Here is a 22,616-nt window from a genome sequence, read left to right on the forward strand (position 1 = left end):
GCCGCCGGTCAGTCCAGGTCGATGTGTTCACCTGCGGCGGGGGGCTCGTCGCGCGGGTCGGTGGGGTCGCCCGCCTGCTTCCGCGTGCCCGCGGGGTCCCCGGCCTCCCGGGTCCAGCGGCGTTCCTGGCCCTCGACGGCGGAGCGGTAGGCGGCGAGGAGTTCGCCGCCGGCCGCCGCGATGTGGTCGAAGACCTCGGGGTTGCGTTCGATGACGGGTTCGACGGCGGACTTCGCCTGCTTGATGATCTGCTGCACGGTGCCCTGGGCCGCCGCGCCGAACAGCGGCGACTGGAGGGACGAGACCTTGTCGGCCACGGCGTCGACCAGCTTGCGCAGCTCCTCGGCGGCGGAGCCGGGCGGCGGTCCCTGCCGCTCGCGGCGGCGGGCCTTCTCCGCCTCCAGGTCCTCGGCGCAGGCCCTGGCCCACGCGTCGTCGTCGACGGGACGATCGGTGGCTTCGCTCATGGCGGACTCCTGCGACGGGGTGTGCCCGCGGCACGGTGTGCCGCGGCGGCCCGGCGGACGGGGCGCGTACTACCGACGTTACCCGAACCGCGACCCGTCGTTCAGGGGGTCCGGCGGCGGACGCCGTGCCGCCCGCCGCCGGGTCCGCTCAGTCCGTACGGGGCCACAGGCCGGGGTCCGGCGTGAATCGGACCCGGAGCACCCCGTCGGTGAGGGCGGCGCCGGACACGGTGCAGCGGCGCAGTCCGGACTCCAGGGGGACGATCCGGTGGAACGGGCCCACGGTGAGCAGCAGTTCGCCGCCCCGGCGGACCAGCTGGAGGTCCTCCTTGACGGCGCCGGGCAGCGGCAGGCACCAGACGAGGACCGGCTCGCCGTCGGCGGAGCGGGGGGCGGGCACGATCCGGCCGCCGGACCGCGGTCCGGCGAAGCCCTCGGGGGCGTCGGGGTCCTCGGTCCACCAGGGGTCGTCGGCCCGGCCGGGGCGCTGCCCGTCCAGCCGTCCGGCGAGTCCGCCGTCCGCGCCGGGGTCCTCGGGGGCGGTGTCCAGGAGGGCCAGGTCGTCGAGGCCGCGCGGGTCGCGGCCGAGGTGGGGCACCTCGCACAGGGCGGTGTCGGGCGTCCACTGCTCGTACCAGTGGTCGACGGTCTTCTCCTGCTGCGCGGCCAGGGCCGCGAACCAGGGGTCGGCGGAGTGCCGGGGCAGCGTCCGGTTCACGGCGAGGGTGTCGACGCGCAGTCCGTGCAGGGCGAGGCCGGTGCGGGCGGTGCGCAGGGCGTCCTCGGCCGCAGGTCCGGGCTCCGCGACCAGCCGGACGGTGGTGGTGCGGTCCTCGATCAGGGCCTGGACGGCGGCCAGCTCGGCGTCCTTGCGGGCGGCGGCCTCGTACAGCCACTGGGCGGGCATGGGGACGCCGGCGAGCTGGGCGAGCATCGGGCGCAGGGCGCGGGCGGCCTGGCGTTCGGGGGGCAGCAGCCGGCGCAGGTAGCGGCGCAGCTGTTCGGGGAGGGCGAGCACGGCGAGCGCCTCGCGCAGTGGCGGCAGGTCGACGACGAGGAGTTCGTGTCCCGCGCGGGACCAGTCGCCCTCGGCGGCCCGGCGCAGGGTGTGCAGCAGGGCGAGCTGGGTGCTGCCGGGGAGTTCGGTGAGTTCCTCGCCGTCCAGCCGGTTCCCGCCGAGCAGGTCGAGCACGCCGGAGGCCCGGTCCTGGAGGGCGGGGAGTTCGGCGCGGAAGTGTTCGCCGGAGTCGATGCGGGCCGACCACAGTCCGTCGGCGACCTCGACGGGTTCGGTGTCCGCGGGCAGGCCGGGCACGGCGTCGGCGGAGAGCAGCAGGGTGCGGCGGCCGCGGCGGGCCGCCGCGAGGGCGGTCGCCGCGGCGACGGTGGTACGGCCTGCGCCGCCGGGGCCGGTGACGAGGACCGTACGCACGGGGCTCAGCCCTTCGGGACGGACTCGACGCGCTTCTTCAGCCCGGCCAGGGCCCGGTCGATGATGACCTTCTCGGCCTTGCGCTTGATCATGCCGAGCATCGGGATCTTGACGTCGACGGTCAGCCGGTAGGTGACCTGGGTGCGGTCGCCGCCGAGCGGGGCCAGTACGTACGAGCCGTCGATGGCGCGCAGCATCTGGGACTTCACGAGGGTCCAGCTGACCTCGTGGTCGCCGGTCCAGGTGTAGGCGAGGGTGTGGTCGTCCTTGATCGCTCCGGCGTCGAGGACGAGACGGACCTTCTCGGCGCGGCCCTGGTCGTCGGTGGAGAGGACCTCGGCCTCCTTGACCTCGCCGGTCCACTCGGGATACCGGTCGAAGTCGGAGATCACTCCCATGACGTCGGCCGGCGCCGCCTCGATCGTGATGCTCGAGCTGGTGTGTTCAGCCATCGCCGTGGCTCCTCCAGTGCAATGTACCGGTGCGTCGGCAGCGGACTGCCGCCAGAAGGCTACCGCGTGTGCGCGGCGCCCCGTCCCGGGGTGCGCTCCGGTGCCGTCACCACTCCAGGGCCCAGGGCCTGCCGGAGGAGGCGAAGTGGCCGACGTTGACGCATTCGGTGGCGCCGATCCGCATCCGGCGGACCAGCGGCTGGTGGACGTGGCCGAACAGCGCGTACCGGGGGCGGGTACGGCGGATGGCGTCGAGCAGGGCCCGGCTGCCGCGCTCGAAGCGGCGGGCCACCGTGTCGTACGTCAACTCCGGTACGTCGGGCGGGATGTGGGTGCAGAGCACGTCGACCGGGCCGAGCGCCTCGATCTTGGCCGCGTACTCCTCGTCGTCGATCTCGTACGGGGTCTTCATCGGGGTCCGCAGGCCGCCGCCGACGAAGCCGAGGACCCGGCCGCCGATCTCGACGCGTTCGCCGTCCAGGACGGTGGTGCCGGGGCGCGCGTACTCGGGCCACAGGCCGGGGATGTCGACGTTGCCGTAGGTGGCGTACGTGGGGGTGGGGAAGGCGGCGAAGAGCTCGGCGTACTGCTTGCGCACCGCCGAGACGATCGCCGCGTCGCGGTCCATGCCCGCCCACAGGGAGCGGCCGAACGCGCGGGCCTCCTCGAAGCGGCGGGCGGTGCGCAGCGCGACGATCCGGTCGGCGTTCTCCACGCCGAAGAGATCGGGGAAGATGCCGCGCGAGTGGTCGGCGTAGTCGAGGAAGAGCACCAGGTCGCCGAGGCAGACCAGGGCGTCGGCGCCGTCCCCGGCACGGGCCAGCGCCTCGGTGTTCCCGTGCACGTCGCTGACCACGTGGATGCGGGTGCGCTGTCGGGTCGATGTACCCCGGCTGTCCGGTCCGGCTCGCATGACGGTCACCCTAGAACGCCGTCGTCCACCTGGGTAGGGGCCGCCGGACCTGCGCTTACCCTCGCGCGGGCGGCTCGGTGGACTACTGTGCGCGCGAGGACCACCGTGGTGTGTGACGCGTAAGACATCTGGTCCGGACCCCCTATCGGGAACCGAGTACCGGTGGGTAACGTCCGGGCAGTCCAGTCGTGCTCACTTCACGGGGCACCGCCAGTCCTGGATCGCAGCCGGTGCGCCGCACAGAGCCGTGGCACCGGAGCCCGATGAGGAGCAGCAGTCTTGCGCGAGTTCAGCCTTCCGGCCCTGTACGAGGTCCCCTCGGACGGCAACCTGACGGATCTCATCCGCCGCAATGCCGCTCAGCATCCCGATGTCGCGGTGATGAGCCGCAAGGTCGGGGGCGTGTGGACCGACGTCGACGCCACTCGCTTCCTGGCCGAGGTCAGGGGCGTGGCCAAGGGGCTGATCGCGGCGGGCGTGGCGGCCGGCGACCGGGTGGCCCTGCTCTCGCGCACCCGTTACGAATGGGTGCTGCTGGACTTCGCGATCTGGAGCGCGGGCGCGGTCACCGTCCCGGTGTACGAGACCAGTTCGCCGGAGCAGATCCAGTGGATCCTCGGCGACTCCGGCGCCACCCTGTGCGTCGTGGAGTCCGAGGCGCACCAGAAGTCCGTGGTCTCGGTGCAGGACGACCTGCCCGCCCTGAAGGGCATCTGGCGGATCGACGACGACACGCTCGCCCGGATGTCGGAGCTCGGCGAGGAGGAGGTCTCCGACGAGACCCTCGACCTGCGGATGGCCGGCGCCAAGGCGGACGACCCGGCCACCATCGTCTACACCTCGGGCACCACCGGCCGCCCCAAGGGCTGTGTGCTCACGCACCGCAGCTTCTTCGCCGAGTGCGGCAACGTGGTGGAGCGGCTGAAGCCGCTGTTCCGTACCGGTGAGTGTTCCGTGCTGCTCTTCCTGCCCGCGGCGCACGTCTTCGGCCGGCTGGTCGAGGTGGCCTCGGTGATGGCCCCGATCAAGCTCGGCTGCGTACCGGACATCAAGAACCTCACCGACGAACTGGCCACGTTCCGGCCGACGTTGATCCTGGGTGTGCCCCGAGTCTTCGAGAAGGTGTACAACGCGGCGCGGGCCAAGGCGCAGGCGGACGGCAGGGGCAAGATCTTCGACCGGGCCGCGGAGACGGCGATCGCCTACAGCCGCGCGCTGGGCACCGCGCAGGGGCCGTCCTTCGGGCTGCGGCTGAAGCACAAGATCTTCGACCGGCTGGTCTACGGCAAGCTGCGGGCGGTGCTCGGCGGGCGCGGCGAGCACGCGATCTCCGGCGGCGCGCCGCTGGGCGAGCGGCTCGGCCACTTCTACCGCGGGATCGGCTTCACCGTCCTGGAGGGCTACGGCCTCACCGAGAGCTGCGCGGCCACCGCCTTCAACCCGTGGGACCGGCAGAAGATCGGCACGGTCGGCCAGCCGCTGCCCGGTTCGGTGGTGCGGATCGACGACGACGGCGAGGTGCTGCTGCACGGCGAGCACCTGTTCACCGGCTACTGGAACAACGAGGCGGCGACGGCCGACGCACTGGCCGACGGCTGGTTCCACACGGGCGACATCGGCACGCTCGACGAGGACGGCTACCTCGCGATCACCGGCCGCAAGAAGGAGATCATCGTCACCGCGGGCGGCAAGAACGTCGCTCCCGCCGTGATCGAGGACCGCATCCGCGGGCACGCCCTGGTCGCCGAGTGCATGGTGGTCGGCGACGGCCGGCCGTTCGTGGGCGCGCTGATCACCCTGGACGAGGAGTTCCTGGGCCGCTGGGCCGCCGAGCACGGCAAGCCGGCCGGGGCGACGGCCGCGTCGCTGCGCGAGGACCCGGAACTGCTGGCCGAGGTGCAGCGGGCGGTGGACGACGGGAACGCGGCGGTCTCCAAGGCGGAGTCGGTCCGCAAGTTCCGCGTCCTGCCCTCCCAGTTCACCGAGGAGGCGGGCCACATCACGCCGTCGCTGAAGCTGAAGCGGAACGTGGTGACGAAGGACTTCTCGGACGAGATCGAGTCGATCTACCAGCGCTGATCCATCCGTACGCAGACGGGAGGGCGGCCCGCACGGAAGGTGCGGGCCGCCCTTTCGCGTGCCGTGGCCGCTCCCGGGGACCGGGAGACCGGGCGGGGGTTTCGCTGCGGGGTCAGAGCAGGGCCCGCAGCCGCTCGGCCAGCAGGTCCCAGCGCCATTTCTCCTCGACCCAGGCCCGTCCCCGCTCGCCCATCCGCCGGCGCAGTTCCGGGTCGCGGAGCAGCGTGACGATCCGGTCGGCCGCCTCCTCGGAGGAACCGCCGCGCACCACCCATCCGGTCTCGCCGTCGAGCACCGCGTCGGGCGCGCCGCCCGAGTCGCCCGCCACCACCGGGAGCCCGGTCGCGGACGCCTCCAGGAAGACGATGCCCAGGCCCTCCACGTCGAGGCCGCCGCGGCGGGTGCGGCACGGCATGGCGAAGACGTCGCCCGCGCCGTAGTGCGCGGGCAGTTCCTCCCACGGCACCGGTCCGGTGAACCGTACGGAGGCGTCGACCCCGGTGCGCACCGCCAGGCGCTCCAGGTCGTCGGCGTACGGTCCGCCGCCGACGATCAGCAGGACCGCGTCGGGCACCTGGGCCAGGATCTTCGGCATGGCGAGGATCAGGGTGTCCTGGCCCTTGCGCGGCACGAGCCGGGACACGCAGACCACGACGGGCCGGTCGGCGAGCCCGAGCCGGGCCCGGACCAGGTCGCCGCCCGACCCCGGGTGGAAGGTCTTCTCGTCGACGCCGGGCGGCAGCTGGACCATGCGGTCCGCCGCCGCGGGGGTGAGCGCGGGGGCGATCCGGGAGCGGGTGTACTCCCCCAGATAGGTGATCGTGTCCGTGCCCTCGCCGATCCGGCGCAGCAGCTGCCGGGAGGCGGGCAGCTGGGCCCAGCCCGCCTCGTGGCCGTGGGTGGTGGCGACCAGGCGGCGGGCGCCGGCCCGGCGCAGCGCGGGTGCCATCAGGCCGAGCGGGGCGGCGGCCCCGAACCAGACGGAGGTGCAGCCGTGTTCGCGCAGCAGCCGCACGGCACGCCGGGTGGCCCCCGGGGTCGGCAGCAGCATGGTCGTGCTGTCGCGCACGACGGGGAACGGCTGCTCGGCGTCGAAGGCGGCGGTGGCGGCGCGGCCCTCGGGGCTCCGCTTCCAGGTCGAGGCGTACACGACGATCCGTCCGGGATCCAGGCGCAGGGCCATGTTGTGCAGGAACGCCTGGATGCCGCCGGGGCGGGGCGGGAAGTCGTTGGTCACGATCAGGGTCTTGTCCATCCCGGCCGACAGTACCGCCACGCCCGGCCCCGATGGCTCCCGCACCGGTCGTACGGGCATCATGGCTCCTCGTACCCACCCGGCCGAACCCCGGGTACCGGCGACGAACAACGGATGAGGCGTTCATGACGGGATCGACCGGCGCGCGGCTCACCGTCGCGGTGTGGGCCCTGACCAGGGTCGTGCTGCTGCTCTGCGTCACCAAAGTGATCACGTTGCCCGGCCCGGACGTGACCAGTGACGTCTCGGTGATCTACCACGGCTGGTCCGAGGTCCTGAAGACCGGTACGTACCCGCAGGACGACGTCACCTGGCAGTACCCGCCGCTGGCCGCGCTGGCCGTGCTGTCCCCCGCGCTGCTGCCGTTCCTCGACTACGCCTCGGCGTTCTTCGTCCTCGCGTTCCTCTGCGACGGGCTGGTGCTGGCGCTGCTGCTGTACGCGGGCCGGGGCGGCGGCCGGTCGGCGGCGGGCGCCTGGGTGTGGGTGGCGGGGGTGCCGCTGCTCGGCACGACCGCGTACGCCCGTTACGACGTGATGGTCACGGCGGTCGCGGTGGCGGCGCTGCTGGCGGGGCTGCGGCATCCGCGGGTGCTGGGGGTGCTGGCCGCCGTGGGCGCGCTGCTGAAGGTGTGGCCCGCGCTGGTCCTGGCCGGGACGGCGCGCGGCCGGCACACCCGCCTGGCGTGGTCGGCGGCGGCGGTGACGGCGGGCGGGCTGCTGGCGGTGTGCGCCCTGGCGCTGCCCGGGGCGCTGGACTTCCTCGGCTCCCAACGCGACCGGGGCACGGAGGTCGAGTCGCTGGGGGCGCTGGTCTTCCACGTGGCGCGGCAGTTCGGCTGGGAGGGCCGGGTGGAGTACCACTACGGCTCGATGGAGTTCCTGGGGCCGCACGTGCCGCTGGTGAGCACGCTCGCCCTGGGCCTGTCCGTCGCCGCGTTCGGCTGGCTGCTGGTGTGGCGGCTGCGGGCCCGGGAGTTCGGGGCGAGCACCCCGGCCGACGCGGCGTTCGCGGCGGTGCTGCTGTTCACGACGACGAGCCGGGTGATCAGCCCCCAGTACATGCTGTGGCTGGTGGGGCTGGCGGCGGTCTGTCTGGTGTTCCGCGGCAGCCGGATGGTGCTGCCCGCCGTGCTGGTGCTGGTCGCCACCGGGGTCACGCAGTGGGAGTTCCCGCTCGGCTTCGTGCACGTGGTGTCGAGCGACGCGACGGGCGTGACGCTGATGTTCCTGCGCAACGGCCTGCTGGTCGCGGCGACGCTGACGGCCTGTCGGCGGCTGTGGCGGGGGACGGTCGTCGCGGCGCCGCGCGCCGGCGGCCGGGTGCCCGCCTCCCGGTCCGGCGCCGGCCGGGAGACCGAGCCGGCCGCGCCCTGAACGGCCCGCCGTCCGCCGTGCCGGGGCGGGACGGGACGCGGTTCACGGGGCGGGCGTGCGCCCCAGCCGGGTGCGCAGGTGCTCCCGCCAGCGGGCGGTGAACTCCCACGGCGTCGTGTCCAGCACCTCGTCCATGGCCCGCTCCACCGCCCCGTCCCGTCCCGGATGCCCTCCGACGGCCCGGTAGAAGGCGATCAGCTCCGCCTCGCCCCATTGGTCGGCGATCAGTGCGCAGGCCGCCCAGCCGCCCTCGTACGCCCTCGCCAGGCGCGCGGGGTCGCCCGCGAAGCCGAAGTCCTCGTCCGCGGGGAGTTCGGCGGGCAGGTCGCCGCGCCGCACGGCGTCCGCCAGTTCCGGGGCGATCCGCGCGGCGGGGCGGTCCTCGGCGCGGTAGGCCGCCCAGTCGGCGAAGCCCTCGGAGAGCCAGGTGGGGGTGGCCGCGGAGGTGCGGGCGCGGGTGGCGACGTGGGTGGTCTCGTGGGTGAGGACGATCCGCTGCCCGAAGGCGCCGAGGGTGCCGTACGCCTGCGGGTTGACGATCACCCGGTCCGCGGGGTTGCGGCCGGTGCCGCCGGTCCGCCCGGTGGTGACGGCCGCGATGCCCCGGTAGTCGTCCCTCGGGGCCCCCAGCAGCCGCGCCATGTCCTCGACGGTCCGCGGCACGAGCACCACGACGCGGCCCGCCCAGCGCTCCGGCCAGGCCCCGGAGACGGCGGGCACCGCGCGGTCCGCGGTCCGGGCGATGCCGCGCAGTTCCTGTTCCGTACGGCCCACCCCGAGGACGAGGCTGCGGCTGCCGGGGACCACCCGGACGTCGCCCTGCTGCCAGAGCTGCGTGCCGCCGTTCCCGTCCGCCGCCCGGTCCCCGGATATGTACCAGCGGCCGTCCGTGCGGTCCCGTCTCAGGTCGAGCACCCGGTCGTCGAGGACCGGGGCCGCGTCGTACCCCTCGATCCGGTAGCGCAGCTGGACGTCCGCGACGGCCCGGTCGGCGCCCCGCCCGGTCACGCCGCGGAGCCGGTACGTCCACGAGGCGAGCGGTATGTCCGCGAGGTTGGCCAGCTCCCGGCGCTGGGCCGTGCGCAGGGCGGTGGCGCGGGGGTCGGTCCCGGCCAGGTAGCCGGCCGGGTCGTGGTCCAGCACGGCCGCCGCCCGGCGCTCCAGGGCGGCCCGGACGGCGCGGACGGTGGCGTCCGGGGCGGCCCGGTCGTCGGGGGCCGCGCAGCCGGAGGCGAGGAGCAGCCCGGCGAGCAGTGCCCCCGCCGCGCGCCGTCCCCGGTCGCCCACCCGCCTGTCGGTCACCCGACCGAGGGTACGGTCAGACGCGGGTGACCGACGAGACCGGCATCATGCCGACCGGGTCGTAGCGGACCGGGGCGCCGGGGTACGGGGCGTGGATCACCTGGCCGTTGCCGACGTACATCGCGACGTGGCTGGCGTCCGCGCGGTAGACGACCAGGTCCCCGGGGCGGGCCTCGGAGAGCGGCACCATGTGTCCGGCGTACCGCTGGGCCTGGGAGGTGCGCGGCAGGGCGACCCCGGCGCGGGCGTACGCCCACTGCATCAGCCCGGAGCAGTCGAACCCGTCGGGCCCGTTGGCCCCCCAGACGTACGGGCGGCCCAGCGCCTGCCGAACCGCCATGACGGCGGCGGCCGCCCGGGCGGAACCGGCCGGCAGGTCGGCGAGGCCGGGGAGGCCGGCGAGCGAGCCGTCCCGCCCGGAGCGCGAGGCCCGCTCGAAACCGGCCCGGTCGGCGGCGGGCATCGCGCCCAGGATCCGCCGGGCCTCGGCGAGTTTGCGTTCGACGGTCCGCTTGTGGCGGGCGGCGGCCGCCCGCTGGTGCTCCAGCTCGGCCAGCGCGTGCCCGGCCTCCGCCCGGATCTGCTCCAGGTCGCGCCGGGCCCGCAGCAGCTCCCGCAGCCCCTCGGCCTGACGCCCGGTCACCCGCTCCAGCACGGCCGCCCGGTCGAGGTAGCTGTCCGGGTCGGAGGAGAGCAGCAGCGCGAGCGAGGGGTCGAGGCCGCCGGAGCGGTACTGCGCGCTCGCCGCCGAACCGACCGCGGTGCGCATCCGGTTGACCCGTTCCTGGCCGCGGGCCGCCCGGTCCCGGGCCCGGTCGAACTCGCCGCGCAGCCGCTCGGCGTTCTCCCCGGCCGCGTTGTACTGCTCGGTGGCGCGCTCCGCCTCGCCGTACAGCCGGTCGACGCGGGCCTTCGCGGTCCGGGGGGTGTCCTGCGGTTCGGCGTGCGCGCCGCTCGTGCCGAGCGTGGCGGCCGCGGTCGCCGCGGCGGCCGACAGGACCGTGGCCCGGACCCCCGGGCCGATACCGGACTGTGTGGAACGGCGATGGGACACCACGGACGCCGCACTCCCTTCCGCGCTACGCAGACGCGCGCGGCCCCTGCCGCCCGGACGGGCGGACCGACGAGCGGGAGCCGCACGGCAGACAGACAGTAGTGGGACGGTCACGGAGCGGACAAAGACCGCGCCGGGCGACCGGGCGGCGGAAACGACGGCGCCCCGCCGGTGACCTGTGGTCTCCGGCGGGGCGGGCCGTTCATGGGGGCGCGGGAATTCGCCCGTTCGGGCGTCCGTCAGCCGACGCGCACGCCGAACTGGAAGCTGCCGATGGTGTCCATCGACTCGTAGCGGACGAACGTGCCCGGGTACGGGGCGTGCAGGACGGTGTTGTTGCCCGCGTAGAGCGCCACGTGCGAGGTGTTGTTGAAGAAGACCAGGTCGCCCGGCTTCAGCGCGCTGCGCCCGATGTGGACCCCGTCGTTGACCTGGGTGTACGTGACCCGGGAGATCTGGACGTTGGCCTGGGCGTAGGCCCACTGGGTCAGCCCGGAGCAGTCGAAGGCGTCGGGGCCGGTGCCGCCGCGGACGTACGGCTTGCCCACCTTGGAGGAGGCGGCGTTCAGGGCGGCGGCGCCCCAGGAGGAGGCGGGGACCTCCTTGCCCAGCTGGACCCGGTCGCCGGCGTCGCGGCTGGCGCGCTTCTCCTGCTCGCGGAACTTCTCCTTCTCGGCGGCGGTCAGCGTGTTGTACAGGCGCTGCGCCTCGGAGAGCTTGTCCTGGAGCTTCTTCTTCTTCGCCCCGAGCGTCTCGCGGATGTCCGCGAGGTCGCCCAGCTTGTCCTGGGCCTCCTTGCGCTTCTGCGCGAGGGAGCGCTGCTTCTCCTGGATCTTCTGGAGCGTCTCGGTCTGCTTGGCCGTCAGCTGGTCGAGCGCCGAGGCCTCGTCGAGGTAGGTGTCCGGGTTGGACGAGAGGAAGAGCTGGACCGACGGGTCGATGCCACCGGAGCGGTACTGCGCGGCGGCGAGCGAACCGAGGCCGTTGCGCAGGTTGTTGATCTCCTGCTGACCGCGGGCCACCTTGTCCTGGAGCGCGCCGACTTCCTTCTCCAGCTTCTGCTGCTTCTCCTTGGCGCCGTTGTACTGCTCGTTGGCGACGCCGGCCTCGTGGTTGAGCTTGTCGACCTTCGCCTTGACCTCGCTCTTGGAGGGCTTGGGGTCTGCCTGGGCCGCCTGGGAGGACAGGGCCACGGCCGCGGCGGCGGTCGCGGTGAGCACGGTCACACGGGCGCGGCTCGGCTGCTTGGGACGACGGTGGGACGCCACGGAGGCGAGCTCCTTCTTCCTCGAGCCGCCTACCGGGCTGTGGGGGAAGTGAATCCCCGGCTCCGTGCACGTCACGGACTCGGCGGTTCCTTCGCCGTCACCCCGGATGGGTGATCAACCGTGCGAAGGTTCGAGGCCCGACCCTAGTGACCAACTTGTGATCAGTTCAAATCCTCGCCGGAAAATTCTCGCCCCGGGAGGAACTTCTTTACCCACATCACACGGGGTGTAGCGGCGGCCTGACGGTCCGTTCCCTGATATCCGCCGAGTACCGGCAAGTGCGACTAGACGCGCGAAAGGCGCTTCAGGAGCAAGACGGACGCGACGGGCCTGGCACCCGCCTTCGCCACCCCGTCGGCGACCTCGCGGTCGGTGGAGACCACCACGACGGGCCTGCCCGGGGGTTCGGCGCGCGCCAGTTGGCGGATGAGCTCGTCGGCGGTCACCCCGGGCTTGCTGAACAGGACCCGGACCCCGCGCGGCGGCGCGAGCAGCACCGGGGCGGCCAGTTCGGCCCCGTCGAAGACGCAGGTCACCTCGGCACCGGTCTGCGCGGCGAGCACCGAGAGCCCGCCCAGCAGCCGCAACCGCTGCTTCTCCAGCGGCAGCTGGGGATAGCCGGTCTTGGTGACGTTGTAGCCGTCGATGATCAGATGCGCCTGCGGCAGCGCGAGCAACTGGTCCAGCAGGGCCGGGTCGGTCTCCGAAAGGGCCCTGGCCGCGATGTCCTTGGGCGACATCCGGCCCGGCTCGACCGCGTCGACACCGTCCGCGGGACGGATCGAGGAGGGTGGCAGCGCCAGTTCGCGGCGGAGTCCGCTCGCCGCGTCGAGCACCGTGTCCAGCAGCAGCCGCAGCCGCATGTCCTCGACCGAGCGGCCCTCCCTGGCGGCCCGGCGGCCCGCCTCGACGGCCGCCTCGGCCTCCCCGAGCCGGGCCTTGAGCCGACGGCTCTCGCTCTCGGCCGCGGAGACCTGGGCCGCCGCCTCGGACCGCACGGCCTCGGTCTCGGCCCGGCTGCGGCGCAGCGCGGCCTCGCCCCGCCTGACCTCGTTGACGACGCTGCGCAGCTTGCGCTGGAGGGACTCGGCCTCCTTGCGGGCCGCGTCCAGCTCGCCGCGCAGCCGCTCCGTCTCGCTCCTGGTCTGGGCACGGGCCCGGGAGAGCTCCTCGCGCAGCCGCTCCAGCTCCCGGCGGGTCTCCTCGTCGACCCGCTCGGCGTTCGCGCGCTGGGCCTCCTCACCGGCGGCGGCGACCAGCTTCACCCAGCCCGCCGGGCGCAGCACGTAGGCCGCGGCGGCCACGTCGACCGGGTCGGCGGCGGCCGGCGGCGCACCGGACTCCAGGGCGGCGGCCAGCTCGGGCTGCCCCTCCTTGAGCCGTTCGCCGATGCGCTGCCGGAACAGCGCGTCGCTCTCCAGGGCGGCGGCCATCGCGTTCCCGGCGAACTTGGCGCGCCGGGTCGGGGTGAAGCGGGCGTACTGCCTCAGCTGGGCCGGCAGCTCGCCGACCGTCAGCCCGCCGAAGGCGTCCGCGACCAGCGCCACGACCCGCCGCCGTACGCCTTCGGGCAGCGGGCGGTCGAGCGCCTCGACGGCGTCGTCGGCCGCCTGGGCCGCCTCGGCGCCATCAGCGGGCTGCTCCACGATCCGTCACCCCAAATTGTCTGTGGGCGCGGCTCCGTCAGGAGTCGGCACCCGGCCTGTCCACCAGTTCGATCTGGTCCACCGCGTTGCACCAACGACAGCGGACCGACTCGATGGTCTCACTGACCACCTCCCGTTCCTCGACGCTGGCCTCACCGGCCAGGTCGAGATGGACGTATTCGACGACCTTCGAGGAGCGCGTCACGTCGAAGCGGGTGAGATTTCCGCAGAGCGTGCAGCGCCAGCGGGTCCCGTCGGTCGGCTGGGGAACCGTCGTCATCGTTGCGTCCTCTTTCGTCGAGCCTCGTGCTGCTGCTTCAAGGATCTCGCGGTGCGCCGTCGAACTGCGGATGTCCTGCCGCAACCCTACGGCCTCGCCGCGTCCGCCCGACACGGCGAGGCGGTCCGTCCCGTTCCCTCCGCTTGCGTCATGCTCTGTTCATGATCGATCGGCGCACTGTGACCGGCGGGCCGGCCGGCGGATTCCTGCGGACGGTCGCCCGGGGCGGATCGCCGATGACCCACGCCCTGATCACGGCGTGCGCCCTGGTCTTCGTGATCAGCCCGCTCTCCGGCCTCAACCCGGTCCCCGGCGGCGCCGAGGCCCGGCCGGCCGCCCAGGCCGGCTACTTCGAGCGCTGGGGCGTGATCCCGAACGAGCTGTGGGACGGCCCGGCACGGGTCCTGCTCACCCCGCTCACCGCCCTCTTCGTGCACGGCAGCTGGGTGCACCTGCTCGGCAACCTGCTCTTCCTGTACGTGTTCGGGGCGATGACCGAGGAACGCATGGGCCGTATCGGGTTCACCACCTTCTACGTCATCTGCGGCTACCTCGCCCTGGTCGCCTACGCGGCCGCGCACGCCACGTCCGGCCAGACGCTCGTGGGCGCGTCGGGGGCGATCTCGGCGGTGCTCGGGGCGTTCCTGTACCTGTTCCCCCGGGCCCGGGTGACCAGCCTGTTCCCGTTCCTCTTCTTCCTGCCGCTGCGCTTCCCCGCCTGGATCGTGCTGGTGTTCTGGTTCGTCCTGCAGTGGCTCGCGGTGCAGGGCGCGGGCAGCGGGGGGCCGGGGGTCGCCTATCTGGCCCATGTGGTGGGCTTCGCCCTCGGCTTCCTCTACGCCTGGGGGCGTTACCGGCGTACGGATAGAGTGAAGGCACCAGCCGCGGCCACCGAGGGAGAAAGCCAGCCGTGATCACCGCGATCGTGCTCATCAAAACCAGCGTGGACCGGATTCCCGAGATCGCCGAGTCCATCGCCGCGCTGGACAGTGTCAGCGAGGTCTTCTCGGTCACCGGTACGTACGACCTGATCGCCATGGTCCGGGTGGCCAAGCACGACGATCTGGCGGACATCATCCCGGGCCGGATCAGCAAGATCCCCGGCGTCGAGGCCACCGACACCCACGTGGCGTTCCGCACCTACTCGCAGCACGACCTGGAGGCGGCCTTCGCCATCGGGCTCGACGCGTAGGCGGGGATCACCGCCACGTGACACTTCGGCGGGGTACGGGGGAAGCCGCCCGTACCCCGCCGAAGTGCTGTGTGCCGGTCAGTGCTGCGCGGCGCCCCGGTCCGGGACGCAACGGCCGTCCTCGGTGCGGTACTTCCACTGGGCGCCCTCGTTCACCAGTTCCTTGACCGCGCGGACGAAACGCTCGATGTGCTCGTCCGGCGTACCGGCGCCGAAGCTCACCCGGATCGCGTTGAGGGACCGCTCCCCCGGCTCGGCCTCGGGCGCGCCGCACTCGCCGACCTCCTGCGGGTCGCTGCCGAGCAGGGTGCGGACCAGGGGGTGGGCGCAGAACAGTCCGTCGCGGACCCCGATGCCGTACTCGGCGGAGAGCGCGGCGGCGAAGTGCGAGCTGTTCCAGCCCTCCACCACGAAGGAGATGACGCCGACCCGCGGGGCGTCGTCGCCGAACAGCGAGAGCACCTTGACCTGGGGAATCCCGGCGAGACCGGCCCGGACACCGGCGACGAGGCGCTGCTCGCGGGCGACCAGCGCGTCGAAACCCGCCTCCTTCAGCGCCTTGCAGGCGGAGGCGATGGAGTACGCGCCGATGACGTTGGGGGAACCGGCCTCGTGCCGGGCGGCCGTGGTGTGCCATTCGACCTCCACCCCGCCGTCGGTGCGGCGGGCGACCTTGCGCGAGGCGCCGCCGCCGGCCAGGTAGGGCTCGGCCTCCCGCAGCCAGTCGGCCCGGCCGGCGAGCACGCCGGAGCCGAAGGGCGCGTACAGCTTGTGCCCGGAGAAGGCGACCCAGTCGACGTCCAGCTCGGTGATGTCGACCGGGTGGTGCGGGGCGAGCTGCGCGGCGTCCAGCACGATCCGGGCGCCGTGCGCGTGCGCGGCGGCCGCCAGTTCCCCGACCGGCCACAGCTCGCCGGTGACGTTGGAGGCGCCGGTGACGCAGACCAGCGCGGGGCCGTAGGGGTCGCGCGCGGCCAGGGCCCGCTCCAGCGTCTCGACGGCCTGGGCCGGGGTGCGCGGGGCGTTCAGGTAGGTCACCCGCGCGTCGCGCCACGGCAGCAGCGAGGCGTGGTGCTCGGTCTCGAAGACGAAGACCTGGCAGTCGGCGGGGAGCGCCGCGGCCAGCAGGTTCAGCGAGTCGGTGGTCGAGCGGGTGAAGACCACCTGGTCGTCCGCACGGCAGCCGAGGAACTCCGCGACGGTGGCGCGGCTGTTCTCGAAGAGGTCCGTGGAGAGCTGGGAGAGGTAGCCGGCGCCGCGGTGGACGCTGCCGTAGTACGGAGCGTACGCGGCGACGTCGTCCCAGACCCGCCGCAGGGCGGGCGCGCTGGCGGCGTAGTCGAGGGCGGCGTACGCGACTTCACCCCCGGTGACCAGCGGAACCGTCACATCCTCGCCCAGAACGGGCAGCAGGGCACAAACCGACTCGTCGATGGCATCGGTGGGGACAGACATGGCGAACTCCCGTAAGAGGCAGGCGAAGAGCGCGCACCGGCAGGCATGCGGCAGTGCGGCGGAAAGAGAAAAAGGGTGTGCGGAAGAGGGCCGACCGGCCCTATCGCATTCGCGTGCTCACAAGAGACTCCCTAGGGACCAGGACCCCGGGGGTTGGCATTCACAGATGCCGAGGGGCCCGCGCTTGCCGCGGACCTCGCTGCCCACGGCCTGGTCTTCACCCGGGGCACCCCGCCACGGACGGAGGGTTGCCGGACAGCGGGCCGGGGCCGTAGTCGCTGTCACTCATGACCTGTCCAGCATCTTGCCATACGCGCGGACGCGCGCAAGGCGCGGTCCGGGATCCGGACTGCGCCCTGCGTCACATTTCCGCCCGTTCAGGAGCCTGTCAGGGCCTGCCGGGACCTGCCGGGTCTGCCCGGACCCGTCCGGGCGGCCACCATGTGACCGCCCGGCGGGCTCTCAGGCGTTGCTGGCCGCCACCCAGCGCTCCAGCGTCCGCGCCGCCGCGCCCGAGTCGATGGACTCGGCCGCCTTCGCCATCCCGGCGGCGAGCTGCTCGTTCAGCGTGCCGTCCGTCGGGTCCAGCGCCGTCAGGGCCGCCGCCGAGTTGAGCAGCACGGCATCGCGCACCGGCCCCCGCTCGCCCGCCAGCAGCCGACGGGCCACATCGGCGTTGTACGAGGCGTCCGCACCGCGCAGCGCCTCCACGGGCACCAGCTCCAGACCGACGTCGCGCGGGTCGAACGCCTCCTCGCGGACGGCTCCGTCCCGTACCACCCAGACCCGCGAGGTCGCGGTCGTCGTCAGCTCGTCCAGGCCGTCGTCGCCGCGGAAGACCAGCGCGGAGTTGCCGCGTTCGGCGAGCACCCCGGCGACGATGGGCGCCATCTTCGGGTCGGCCACGCCGACGGCCTGGGAGCGCACCCGGGCCGGGTTGGTGAGCGGACCGAGGATGTTGAACGTGGTCGGCGCGCCGAGCTCCTTGCGGGCCCTGGCCGCGTACCGCAGGGCGGGGTGGAAGCGCACCGCGAAGCAGAAGGTGATGCCCGCCTCCTCGGCGACCTCGACGACCCGCTGCGCGGAGAGGTCCAGGTTGACGCCGAGCTTCTCCAGCACGTCGGAGGCGCCGCTCGCCGAGGACGAGGCGCGGTTGCCGTGCTTGACGACCTTGGCCCCGGTGCCGGCGATGACGACGGCCGACATGGTGGAGATGTTGACCGTCTTGGCGAGGTCGCCGCCGGTGCCGACGATGTCGACCGTGCGGCCGGGCACCTCGATGGTGTGGGCGTGCTCGTACATCGCCCGCACCAGGCCGGTCACCTCGTCGATGGTCTCGCCCTTGGCCCGCAGCGCCACCGCGAACCCGGCGGTCTGCACATCGGTCGCCTCGCCGCTCATGATGCGGTCCATCGCCCAGGCGGTGTCGTCCGCGGTGAGGTTCTCGCCGCGCAGCAGGGGGTTCAGCACGCCGGGCCAGGAACGGTCCGCCACGCTGTCGCCGCCGATCGGGGTCACAACGTTCATGGTCCGCTCCCGGGGTCCACAGTCGGTAAAAGGATCGTCTCCACCCTATCCACCGGAAGAGGACGGCGAAGAGCCCCGTCCAACGCGTGGACGGGGCTCCTGCCGTGGCGATCAGTTCAGGCGATCAGTGGTGACCGTGGCCGCTGGTGATCTCCTTGTACTCCTCGACGGTGGGCTTGGCGATCTGGTTGTTCTCGCCGTAGTAGCCCTTGCTGAGTCGGGCGCGCAGCTTCTCCAGCGGCGACACCTTGCGCTCGACACCGTTCTCGTCGACCGTCGGGCCGATCTCGACCGGCTTGTACTGCTCGTGCGCGGTGAGCGTGTGCAGCTGCTCGGGGCCGAGCGGCTCGTGGATCTCGACGAACTCACCGTGCGGCAGGCGCTTGATGATGCCGGACTCGCGTCCGTGCAGCACCTTCTCCTTGTCGCGGCGCTGGAGGCCGAGGCAGATCCGCCGGGTGACGATGAACGCGATGACCGGGCCCGCGAAGATGAAGATCCGGATGAACCAGGTGATGGCGTTGATCGACAGGTGGAAGTGCGTGGCCCACAGGTCGTTGCCACCGCCGATGAAGACGATGACGTAGACGGTGATCCAGGCGACACCGAAGGCCGTCCGGGTCGGGGCGTTGCGCGGGCGGTCCAGGATGTGGTGCTCGCGCTTGTCCCCGGTGATCCAGGACTCGACGAACGGGTAGACCGCGAGAACCGCGAGCACCAGTCCGAAGGCCATCAGCGGGATGAACACACCCAGGGCGAGCGTGTGACCCCAGAGGTTGATCTCCCAGCCCGGCATCACTCGGATCAGACCCTCGGCGAAGCCCATGTACCAGTCGGGCTGGGCGCCGGTGGACACCTGGTCCGGACGGTACGGACCGATGTTCCAGACCGGGTTGATCGTGGCGATCGCCGCGATGACGGCGATGATGCCGAAGACCAGGAAGAAGAAGCCGCCGGCCTTCGCCATGTACACCGGCATCAGCGGCATGCCGACGACGTTCTTGTTGGTGCGGCCGGGACCCGCGAACTGCGTGTGCTTGTGGTAGACGACCAGGATCAGGTGCGCCACCAGCAGACCGAGCATGATGCCCGGCAGCAGCAGGATGTGGATCGAGTAGAACCTGGCGACCATGTCGTGGCCGGGGAACTCCCCGCCGAACAGGAACATCGAGATGTACGTGCCGACGATCGGCATCGACAGGATCGCGCCCTGGGTGAAGCGGATACCCGTACCGGACAGCAGGTCGTCCGGGAGCGAGTAGCCGGTGAAGCCGGTGAACATGCCCAGCACGAACAGCAGGAAGCCGAACAGCCAGTTGATCTCGCGCGGCTTGCGGAACGCACCCGTGAAGAAGACGCGCATCATGTGCACGAACATGCCGGCCAGGAAGATCAGCGCGGCCCAGTGGTGGATCTGGCGGACCAGCAGACCACCGCGGACGTCGAAGCTGATGTCCAGCGTCGAGGCGTATGCCTGGGACATCCGGATGCCCTGCATCGGCTCGTACGAGCCGTGGTACACGATCTCGTTCATGCTCGGCTGGAAGAACAGCGTCAGGTACACACCCGTGAGGATGATGATGATGAAGCTGTAGAGGGCGATCTCACCGAGCATGAAGGACCAGTGGTCCGGGAAGATCTTGCGCATGTTGGCCTTGGCCAGGGAGTAGATCCCGAGCCGGCCGTCCGCCCAGTCGGCCACCCGCTCGCCGGCGGGCGCCTTGCGCTTGGTGTCGGTCGCAGTACTCATCCGCGCTCCCAGAAGGAAGGACCGACGGGCTCTGCGAAGTCACCGAGCGCTTCGAGGTTGCCCTCGCTGTTCACACCGATCCGCAGCTGCGGGAGGGCGTGGCCGGCCGGACCGAAAATGACGCGGGCGCCGTCGGAGAGGTCGAAGGTGGACTGGTGGCACGGGCAGAGCACGTGGTGGGTCTGCTGCTCGTACAGGCTGATCGGGCAGCCGACGTGGGTGCAGATCTTGGAGAAGGCCACGATTCCCTCGTGGGACCACTCCAGCTCGCGCTTGTCCTTGATGTCCTCCGGCTGGATGCGGACGATCATCAGCGCGGCCTTGGCGATCTGGTTGTTGAAGTCCTCCGCGTCCTCCTCCAGGCCCTCGGGCATGGCGAAGGTCAGCGAACCGACGATCACGTCCTCGGGACGCAGCGGCTCCATCGTGTTCATGTTGATGAGCTGCTTGCCCTTGCTCCACATGGTCTCGCGGAGCTTCTTCTCGGGCAGCGGGCCGAGGTCGCGCAGCAGCACCACACCGGAGAGCGGCACCAGGGCCAGCGCGCCGAACATGGTGTTGCGGATCAGCTTGCGACGGCCGATCGCGGACTCCCGGGCACCGTCCGCGAAGTCGGCGAGGACCTTCGCCTTGACCTCGGGCGCGGCCTCGATGGGGTGCCGGTCGTCGGCGACCTCCACGTCGGACATCAGCGTGCGCGCCCAGTGGACGGCACCGGCGCCGATCGCGAAGAGGGCCACGCCCAGGGTCAGACCCAGGGAGAAGTTGAGCGCGCTCACATGGCCGAAGGGCCAGATGTACACGATCTTGTCGACCGGGAAGATGACGTACGAGGCGATGAAGCCGACCGTCGCCAGCATGGACAGCGTGAACAGCAGCGCGACGGTGCGCTCGGAGCGCTTCGCGGCCCGTTCGTCGATGTCCTGGATGCGCGGCTTGTGGGCCGGCAGCCCCGGGTCGGCGAACGGGTCGTCCGCGACCTTCACCGCGCCGTGCGCGGGGTCCTGCTCAGCGGGCAGGTTCTCGTCTGGAATCTCTTGGCTACTCATGACTTCTTGGCCTTAGCGGTGTGGGCCGCGACCCAAACGGCAAGTGCGATCAGTGCGCCGAGCCCGAAGATCCAGGCGAACAGGCCTTCGCTGACCGGCCCCAGGCCGCCCAGCGTGAGGCCGCCCGGGTTCTCCGACTGGTCACTGTTCACGGTCTGGACGTACGCGATGATGTCCCGCTTCTGCTGCTCGGGCATCGTGGTGTCCGGGAAGGACGGCATGTTCTGCGGGCCCGTCTGCATGGCCTCGTAGAGGTGCTTCGGGTCCACGCCCTCCAGGCTGGGCGCGTACTTGCCCTCCGTCAGCGCGCCGCCCTCACCGGTGAGGTTGTGGCACTGCGCGCAGTTGGTACGGAACAGCTCGCCACCCTTGGCGATGTCCGCGCCCGCAGGGTTGACCTGCTTCTTGGTCGGAGTGATCGGACCGGCGCCGAGCGACGCGACGTAGGCCGCGAGCTGGTCGATCTGCGCCTGGGTGTAGATGACCTTCTTCTTCGGTACCTGGGCGCCGGGCTGCTGCGCCGGCATGCGGCCCGTACCGACCTGGAAGTCCACGGCGGCGGAGCCCACGCCGACCAGGCTCGGCCCGTCGGTGGTGCCCTGACCGCCGGTTCCGTGGCAGCTGGCGCAACCGACGGAGTACAGCTTCTTGCCCTCTTCGATGGCGAGGGACTGGGCGGTTTCGTCGGCCTGCGCCTTGCTCGCGGGCGCAAACGCGGCATACAGCCCCCCAGTGGCCGCCAGCGCGAGGAGTAGTACGACGACCGCCGCCAACGGATGGCGTCGTCGTGCGGAGAGCTTTTTCACGGATTACCCCGGTGTCAGGATCTTCTGCGTCGATGCTGGATGTGGTTCGGGTGCGAGCCCGATTACTTGATCATGCGGTGCGGGCCGGGCCCGATTACTTGATCATGTAGATCGTGGCGAAGAGGCCGATCCACACGACGTCGACGAAGTGCCAGTAGTAGGACACGACGATGGCCGAGGTGGCCTGTTCGTGGGTGAACCTCTTGGCCGCGTACGTCCGGCCCAGGACGAGCAGGAAGGCGATGAGCCCGCCTGTCACGTGCAGCCCGTGGAAGCCGGTGGTCAGGTAGAACACCGAACCGTACGGGTCGGAGGAGAGGGAGAGACCCGCCTCCTTGACCAGCTCGGTGTACTCGAGGACCTGGCCTCCGATGAAGATCGCACCCATCACGAAGGTGATGATGAACCAGGTGCGGAGTTTCTTCACATCGCCCCGCTCCGCGGCGAAGACGCCGAGCTGGCAGGTGAGTGAGGAGAGCACCAGGATCGTGGTGTTTGTCGCCGAGAACGGGAAGTTCAGGTGCTCGGCCATCTCCTTCCAGTGATCCGGTCCCATCACCGATCGCAGGGTGAAGTACATCGCGAAGAGGGCCGCGAAGAACATCAGCTCGGAACTCAGCCAAATGATGGTTCCGACGCTGGTGAGGTTCGGTCGATTGACCGACGGGTGCGCGTGCCCGGTTTCTACTGTCGTTGCTGTCGCCACGACCGACATTATGTCGGTCGCTTATCCCGCCCTCACCCCGGGGGGTGCCGTTCGGTGTGTCAGCGGGGTGTGCCCTCCCCGAACAGCCCAGGGAACAGCTGTCCTGACCGGTACTGACAGGCCGTCGGGCGGAGTACGATCCGCGCATCGGTTCATGCCCGTAAAGCCCCGAAGACACGGATGTCACGGAGGAACTATGCAGCCGACCGCCACGGTCCTGGTCTACAGCGACGACGCCAACACCCGTGAGCAGGTGAGGCTGGCAGCCGGGCGCAGGCCCGCGGCCGACGTGCCACCGGTGGAGTTCCTGGAGTGCGCGACGCTGCCCGCCGTCCTGGAGGCGCTGGAGCACGGTGGCGTGGACGTCTGCGTGCTGGACGGCGAGACGGCGCCCGCGGGCGGCATGGGCGTCTGCCGGCAGATCAAGGACGAGGTCTTCCGCTGCCCGCCGGTGCTGCTGCTGATGGGGCGCCCGCAGGACGCCTGGCTGGCCACCTGGAGCCGCGCGGACGCCGCGGTGACCCTGCCGGTCGAACCGGTCGAGTTCGCGGACGCCCTGGCCGCCCTGCTGCGCAGCAGGCTCTCCGTGGGGGCCTGAGCCCCGCCG

General features: G+C 72.0%; 21 protein-coding genes and 1 riboswitch. Of the genes, 5 read left to right on the top strand and 16 right to left on the bottom strand.

Annotated elements, in window-relative coordinates:
* Positions 1–8 precede the first annotated feature (8 nt).
* The 4 genes from OCT49_RS08045 to OCT49_RS08060 form a co-directional block, all read right to left on the bottom strand.
* Positions 9–467 (bottom strand): DUF5304 domain-containing protein, encoded by a 459-nt coding sequence (locus OCT49_RS08045; RefSeq protein ID WP_283851196.1) that lies wholly within the window; start codon positions 465–467, stop codon positions 9–11.
* A gap of 148 nt (positions 468–615) precedes the next feature.
* Complete coding sequence (locus tag OCT49_RS08050) at positions 616–1,899, bottom strand: ArsA family ATPase (RefSeq protein ID WP_283851197.1); 1,284 nt, start codon at positions 1,897–1,899, stop codon at positions 616–618.
* A gap of 5 nt (positions 1,900–1,904) precedes the next feature.
* Positions 1,905–2,351 carry an SRPBCC family protein gene (locus tag OCT49_RS08055; RefSeq protein WP_283851198.1) on the bottom strand — a complete coding sequence of 149 codons (447 nt, stop codon included), beginning with the start codon at positions 2,349–2,351 and terminating at the stop codon, positions 1,905–1,907.
* 106 nt (positions 2,352–2,457) lie between these two features.
* A complete protein-coding gene (locus OCT49_RS08060) occupies positions 2,458–3,264 on the bottom strand; it encodes a metallophosphoesterase family protein (protein ID WP_283851199.1) in 807 nt (268 codons plus the stop codon).
* Positions 3,265–3,543: 279 nt separating this feature from the next.
* Between OCT49_RS08060 and OCT49_RS08065 the strand changes: the two genes are divergently transcribed.
* Positions 3,544–5,343, top strand: coding sequence for an AMP-dependent synthetase/ligase (locus OCT49_RS08065; protein WP_283851200.1), 1,800 nt, complete (start codon positions 3,544–3,546; stop codon positions 5,341–5,343).
* A gap of 112 nt (positions 5,344–5,455) precedes the next feature.
* Here OCT49_RS08065 and OCT49_RS08070 read toward each other — a convergent pair whose 3' ends face one another.
* The gene (locus OCT49_RS08070) at positions 5,456–6,598 is read right to left on the bottom strand and encodes a glycosyltransferase family 4 protein (protein WP_283851201.1); all 1,143 of its coding nucleotides are present in this window, start codon (positions 6,596–6,598) and stop codon (positions 5,456–5,458) included.
* A 125-nt stretch (positions 6,599–6,723) separates the two neighbouring features.
* On the opposite strand from OCT49_RS08070, the gene OCT49_RS08075 reads away from it, so the two are divergent.
* Positions 6,724–7,974, top strand: coding sequence for a glycosyltransferase 87 family protein (locus OCT49_RS08075; RefSeq protein WP_283851202.1), 1,251 nt, complete (start codon positions 6,724–6,726; stop codon positions 7,972–7,974).
* Between the two features lie 42 nt (positions 7,975–8,016).
* Here the strand turns inward: OCT49_RS08075 and OCT49_RS08080 are convergent, their stop codons facing one another.
* The 5 genes from OCT49_RS08080 to OCT49_RS08100 all read right to left on the bottom strand — a co-directional run bounded on the left by OCT49_RS08080 (position 8,017) and on the right by OCT49_RS08100 (position 13,524).
* Positions 8,017–9,276 carry a hypothetical protein gene (locus OCT49_RS08080; RefSeq protein ID WP_283851203.1) on the bottom strand — a complete coding sequence of 420 codons (1,260 nt, stop codon included), beginning with the start codon at positions 9,274–9,276 and terminating at the stop codon, positions 8,017–8,019.
* Between the two features lie 16 nt (positions 9,277–9,292).
* Positions 9,293–10,333 carry a C40 family peptidase gene (locus OCT49_RS08085; RefSeq protein WP_283851204.1) on the bottom strand — a complete coding sequence of 347 codons (1,041 nt, stop codon included), beginning with the start codon at positions 10,331–10,333 and terminating at the stop codon, positions 9,293–9,295.
* A gap of 236 nt (positions 10,334–10,569) precedes the next feature.
* The gene (locus OCT49_RS08090) at positions 10,570–11,598 is read right to left on the bottom strand and encodes a C40 family peptidase (RefSeq protein ID WP_283851205.1); all 1,029 of its coding nucleotides are present in this window, start codon (positions 11,596–11,598) and stop codon (positions 10,570–10,572) included.
* A gap of 284 nt (positions 11,599–11,882) precedes the next feature.
* A complete protein-coding gene (locus OCT49_RS08095) occupies positions 11,883–13,244 on the bottom strand; it encodes an NYN domain-containing protein (protein ID WP_283851206.1) in 1,362 nt (453 codons plus the stop codon).
* Positions 13,245–13,281: 37 nt separating this feature from the next.
* Entirely contained in the window at positions 13,282–13,524 is a 243-nt protein-coding gene (locus OCT49_RS08100) for a hypothetical protein (RefSeq protein WP_136328374.1), read from the bottom strand.
* A 161-nt stretch (positions 13,525–13,685) separates the two neighbouring features.
* Between OCT49_RS08100 and OCT49_RS08105 the strand changes: the two genes are divergently transcribed.
* Complete coding sequence (locus OCT49_RS08105) at positions 13,686–14,438, top strand: rhomboid family intramembrane serine protease (protein WP_283851207.1); 753 nt, start codon at positions 13,686–13,688, stop codon at positions 14,436–14,438.
* Positions 14,435–14,716 carry an Lrp/AsnC family transcriptional regulator gene (locus tag OCT49_RS08110; RefSeq protein ID WP_148834504.1) on the top strand — a complete coding sequence of 94 codons (282 nt, stop codon included), beginning with the start codon at positions 14,435–14,437 and terminating at the stop codon, positions 14,714–14,716. Before OCT49_RS08105 ends, OCT49_RS08110 begins: the two co-directional genes overlap by 4 nt.
* Before the next feature lie 78 nt (positions 14,717–14,794).
* Here the strand turns inward: OCT49_RS08110 and OCT49_RS08115 are convergent, their stop codons facing one another.
* The 6 genes from OCT49_RS08115 to ctaE form a co-directional block, all read right to left on the bottom strand.
* The gene (locus tag OCT49_RS08115) at positions 14,795–16,171 is read right to left on the bottom strand and encodes an aminotransferase class V-fold PLP-dependent enzyme (protein ID WP_283851208.1); all 1,377 of its coding nucleotides are present in this window, start codon (positions 16,169–16,171) and stop codon (positions 14,795–14,797) included.
* A gap of 175 nt (positions 16,172–16,346) precedes the next feature.
* Positions 16,347–16,464: riboswitch (SAM riboswitch) on the bottom strand.
* Between the two features lie 169 nt (positions 16,465–16,633).
* Positions 16,634–17,698: an anthranilate phosphoribosyltransferase gene (trpD, locus tag OCT49_RS08120; protein ID WP_283851209.1), complete on the bottom strand. Its 1,065-nt coding sequence runs from the start codon at positions 17,696–17,698 to the stop codon at positions 16,634–16,636.
* A 124-nt stretch (positions 17,699–17,822) separates the two neighbouring features.
* Entirely contained in the window at positions 17,823–19,448 is a 1,626-nt protein-coding gene (gene qcrB, locus OCT49_RS08125) for a cytochrome bc1 complex cytochrome b subunit (protein ID WP_283851210.1), read from the bottom strand.
* Positions 19,445–20,497 (bottom strand): cytochrome bc1 complex Rieske iron-sulfur subunit, encoded by a 1,053-nt coding sequence (qcrA, locus tag OCT49_RS08130; protein WP_283851211.1) that lies wholly within the window; start codon positions 20,495–20,497, stop codon positions 19,445–19,447. Before qcrA ends, qcrB begins: the two co-directional genes overlap by 4 nt.
* Positions 20,494–21,303, bottom strand: a complete 810-nt coding sequence (qcrC, locus tag OCT49_RS08135) for a cytochrome bc1 complex diheme cytochrome c subunit (protein WP_283851212.1) — start codon at positions 21,301–21,303, stop codon at positions 20,494–20,496. Before qcrC ends, qcrA begins: the two co-directional genes overlap by 4 nt.
* Positions 21,304–21,397: 94 nt before the next feature.
* Complete coding sequence (gene ctaE, locus OCT49_RS08140; protein WP_148834517.1) at positions 21,398–22,018, bottom strand: aa3-type cytochrome oxidase subunit III; 621 nt, start codon at positions 22,016–22,018, stop codon at positions 21,398–21,400.
* 187 nt (positions 22,019–22,205) lie between these two features.
* Here ctaE and OCT49_RS08145 point away from each other — a divergent pair, with 187 nt between their 5' ends.
* Positions 22,206–22,607 carry a response regulator transcription factor gene (locus OCT49_RS08145; RefSeq protein WP_283851213.1) on the top strand — a complete coding sequence of 134 codons (402 nt, stop codon included), beginning with the start codon at positions 22,206–22,208 and terminating at the stop codon, positions 22,605–22,607.
* Positions 22,608–22,616: the final 9 nt, after the last annotated feature.

Source organism: Streptomyces sp. ML-6 (genome assembly GCF_030116705.1).
Classification (GTDB): Bacteria; Actinomycetota; Actinomycetes; order Streptomycetales; family Streptomycetaceae; genus Streptomyces.

Bases quoted from the DNA above. Each gene is read 5' to 3' on its own strand.
- OCT49_RS08045 (WP_283851196.1), bottom strand. From the start codon at position 467: ATGAGCGAAGCCACCGATCGTCCCGTCGACGACGACGCGTGGGCCAGG.
- OCT49_RS08055 (WP_283851198.1), bottom strand. From the start codon at position 2,351: ATGGCTGAACACACCAGCTCGAGCATCACGATCGAGGCGGCGCCGGCC.
- OCT49_RS08060 (WP_283851199.1), bottom strand. From the start codon at position 3,264: ATGCGAGCCGGACCGGACAGCCGGGGTACATCGACCCGACAGCGCACC.
- OCT49_RS08070 (WP_283851201.1), bottom strand. From the start codon at position 6,598: ATGGACAAGACCCTGATCGTGACCAACGACTTCCCGCCCCGCCCCGGC.
- OCT49_RS08075 (WP_283851202.1), top strand. From the start codon at position 6,724: ATGACGGGATCGACCGGCGCGCGGCTCACCGTCGCGGTGTGGGCCCTG.
- OCT49_RS08100 (WP_136328374.1), bottom strand. From the start codon at position 13,524: ATGACGACGGTTCCCCAGCCGACCGACGGGACCCGCTGGCGCTGCACG.
- OCT49_RS08105 (WP_283851207.1), top strand. From the start codon at position 13,686: ATGATCGATCGGCGCACTGTGACCGGCGGGCCGGCCGGCGGATTCCTG.
- OCT49_RS08115 (WP_283851208.1), bottom strand. From the start codon at position 16,171: ATGTCTGTCCCCACCGATGCCATCGACGAGTCGGTTTGTGCCCTGCTG.
- trpD (WP_283851209.1), bottom strand. From the start codon at position 17,698: ATGAACGTTGTGACCCCGATCGGCGGCGACAGCGTGGCGGACCGTTCC.
- qcrB (WP_283851210.1), bottom strand. From the start codon at position 19,448: ATGAGTACTGCGACCGACACCAAGCGCAAGGCGCCCGCCGGCGAGCGG.
- qcrA (WP_283851211.1), bottom strand. From the start codon at position 20,497: ATGAGTAGCCAAGAGATTCCAGACGAGAACCTGCCCGCTGAGCAGGAC.
- ctaE (WP_148834517.1), bottom strand. From the start codon at position 22,018: ATGTCGGTCGTGGCGACAGCAACGACAGTAGAAACCGGGCACGCGCAC.
- OCT49_RS08145 (WP_283851213.1), top strand. From the start codon at position 22,206: ATGCAGCCGACCGCCACGGTCCTGGTCTACAGCGACGACGCCAACACC.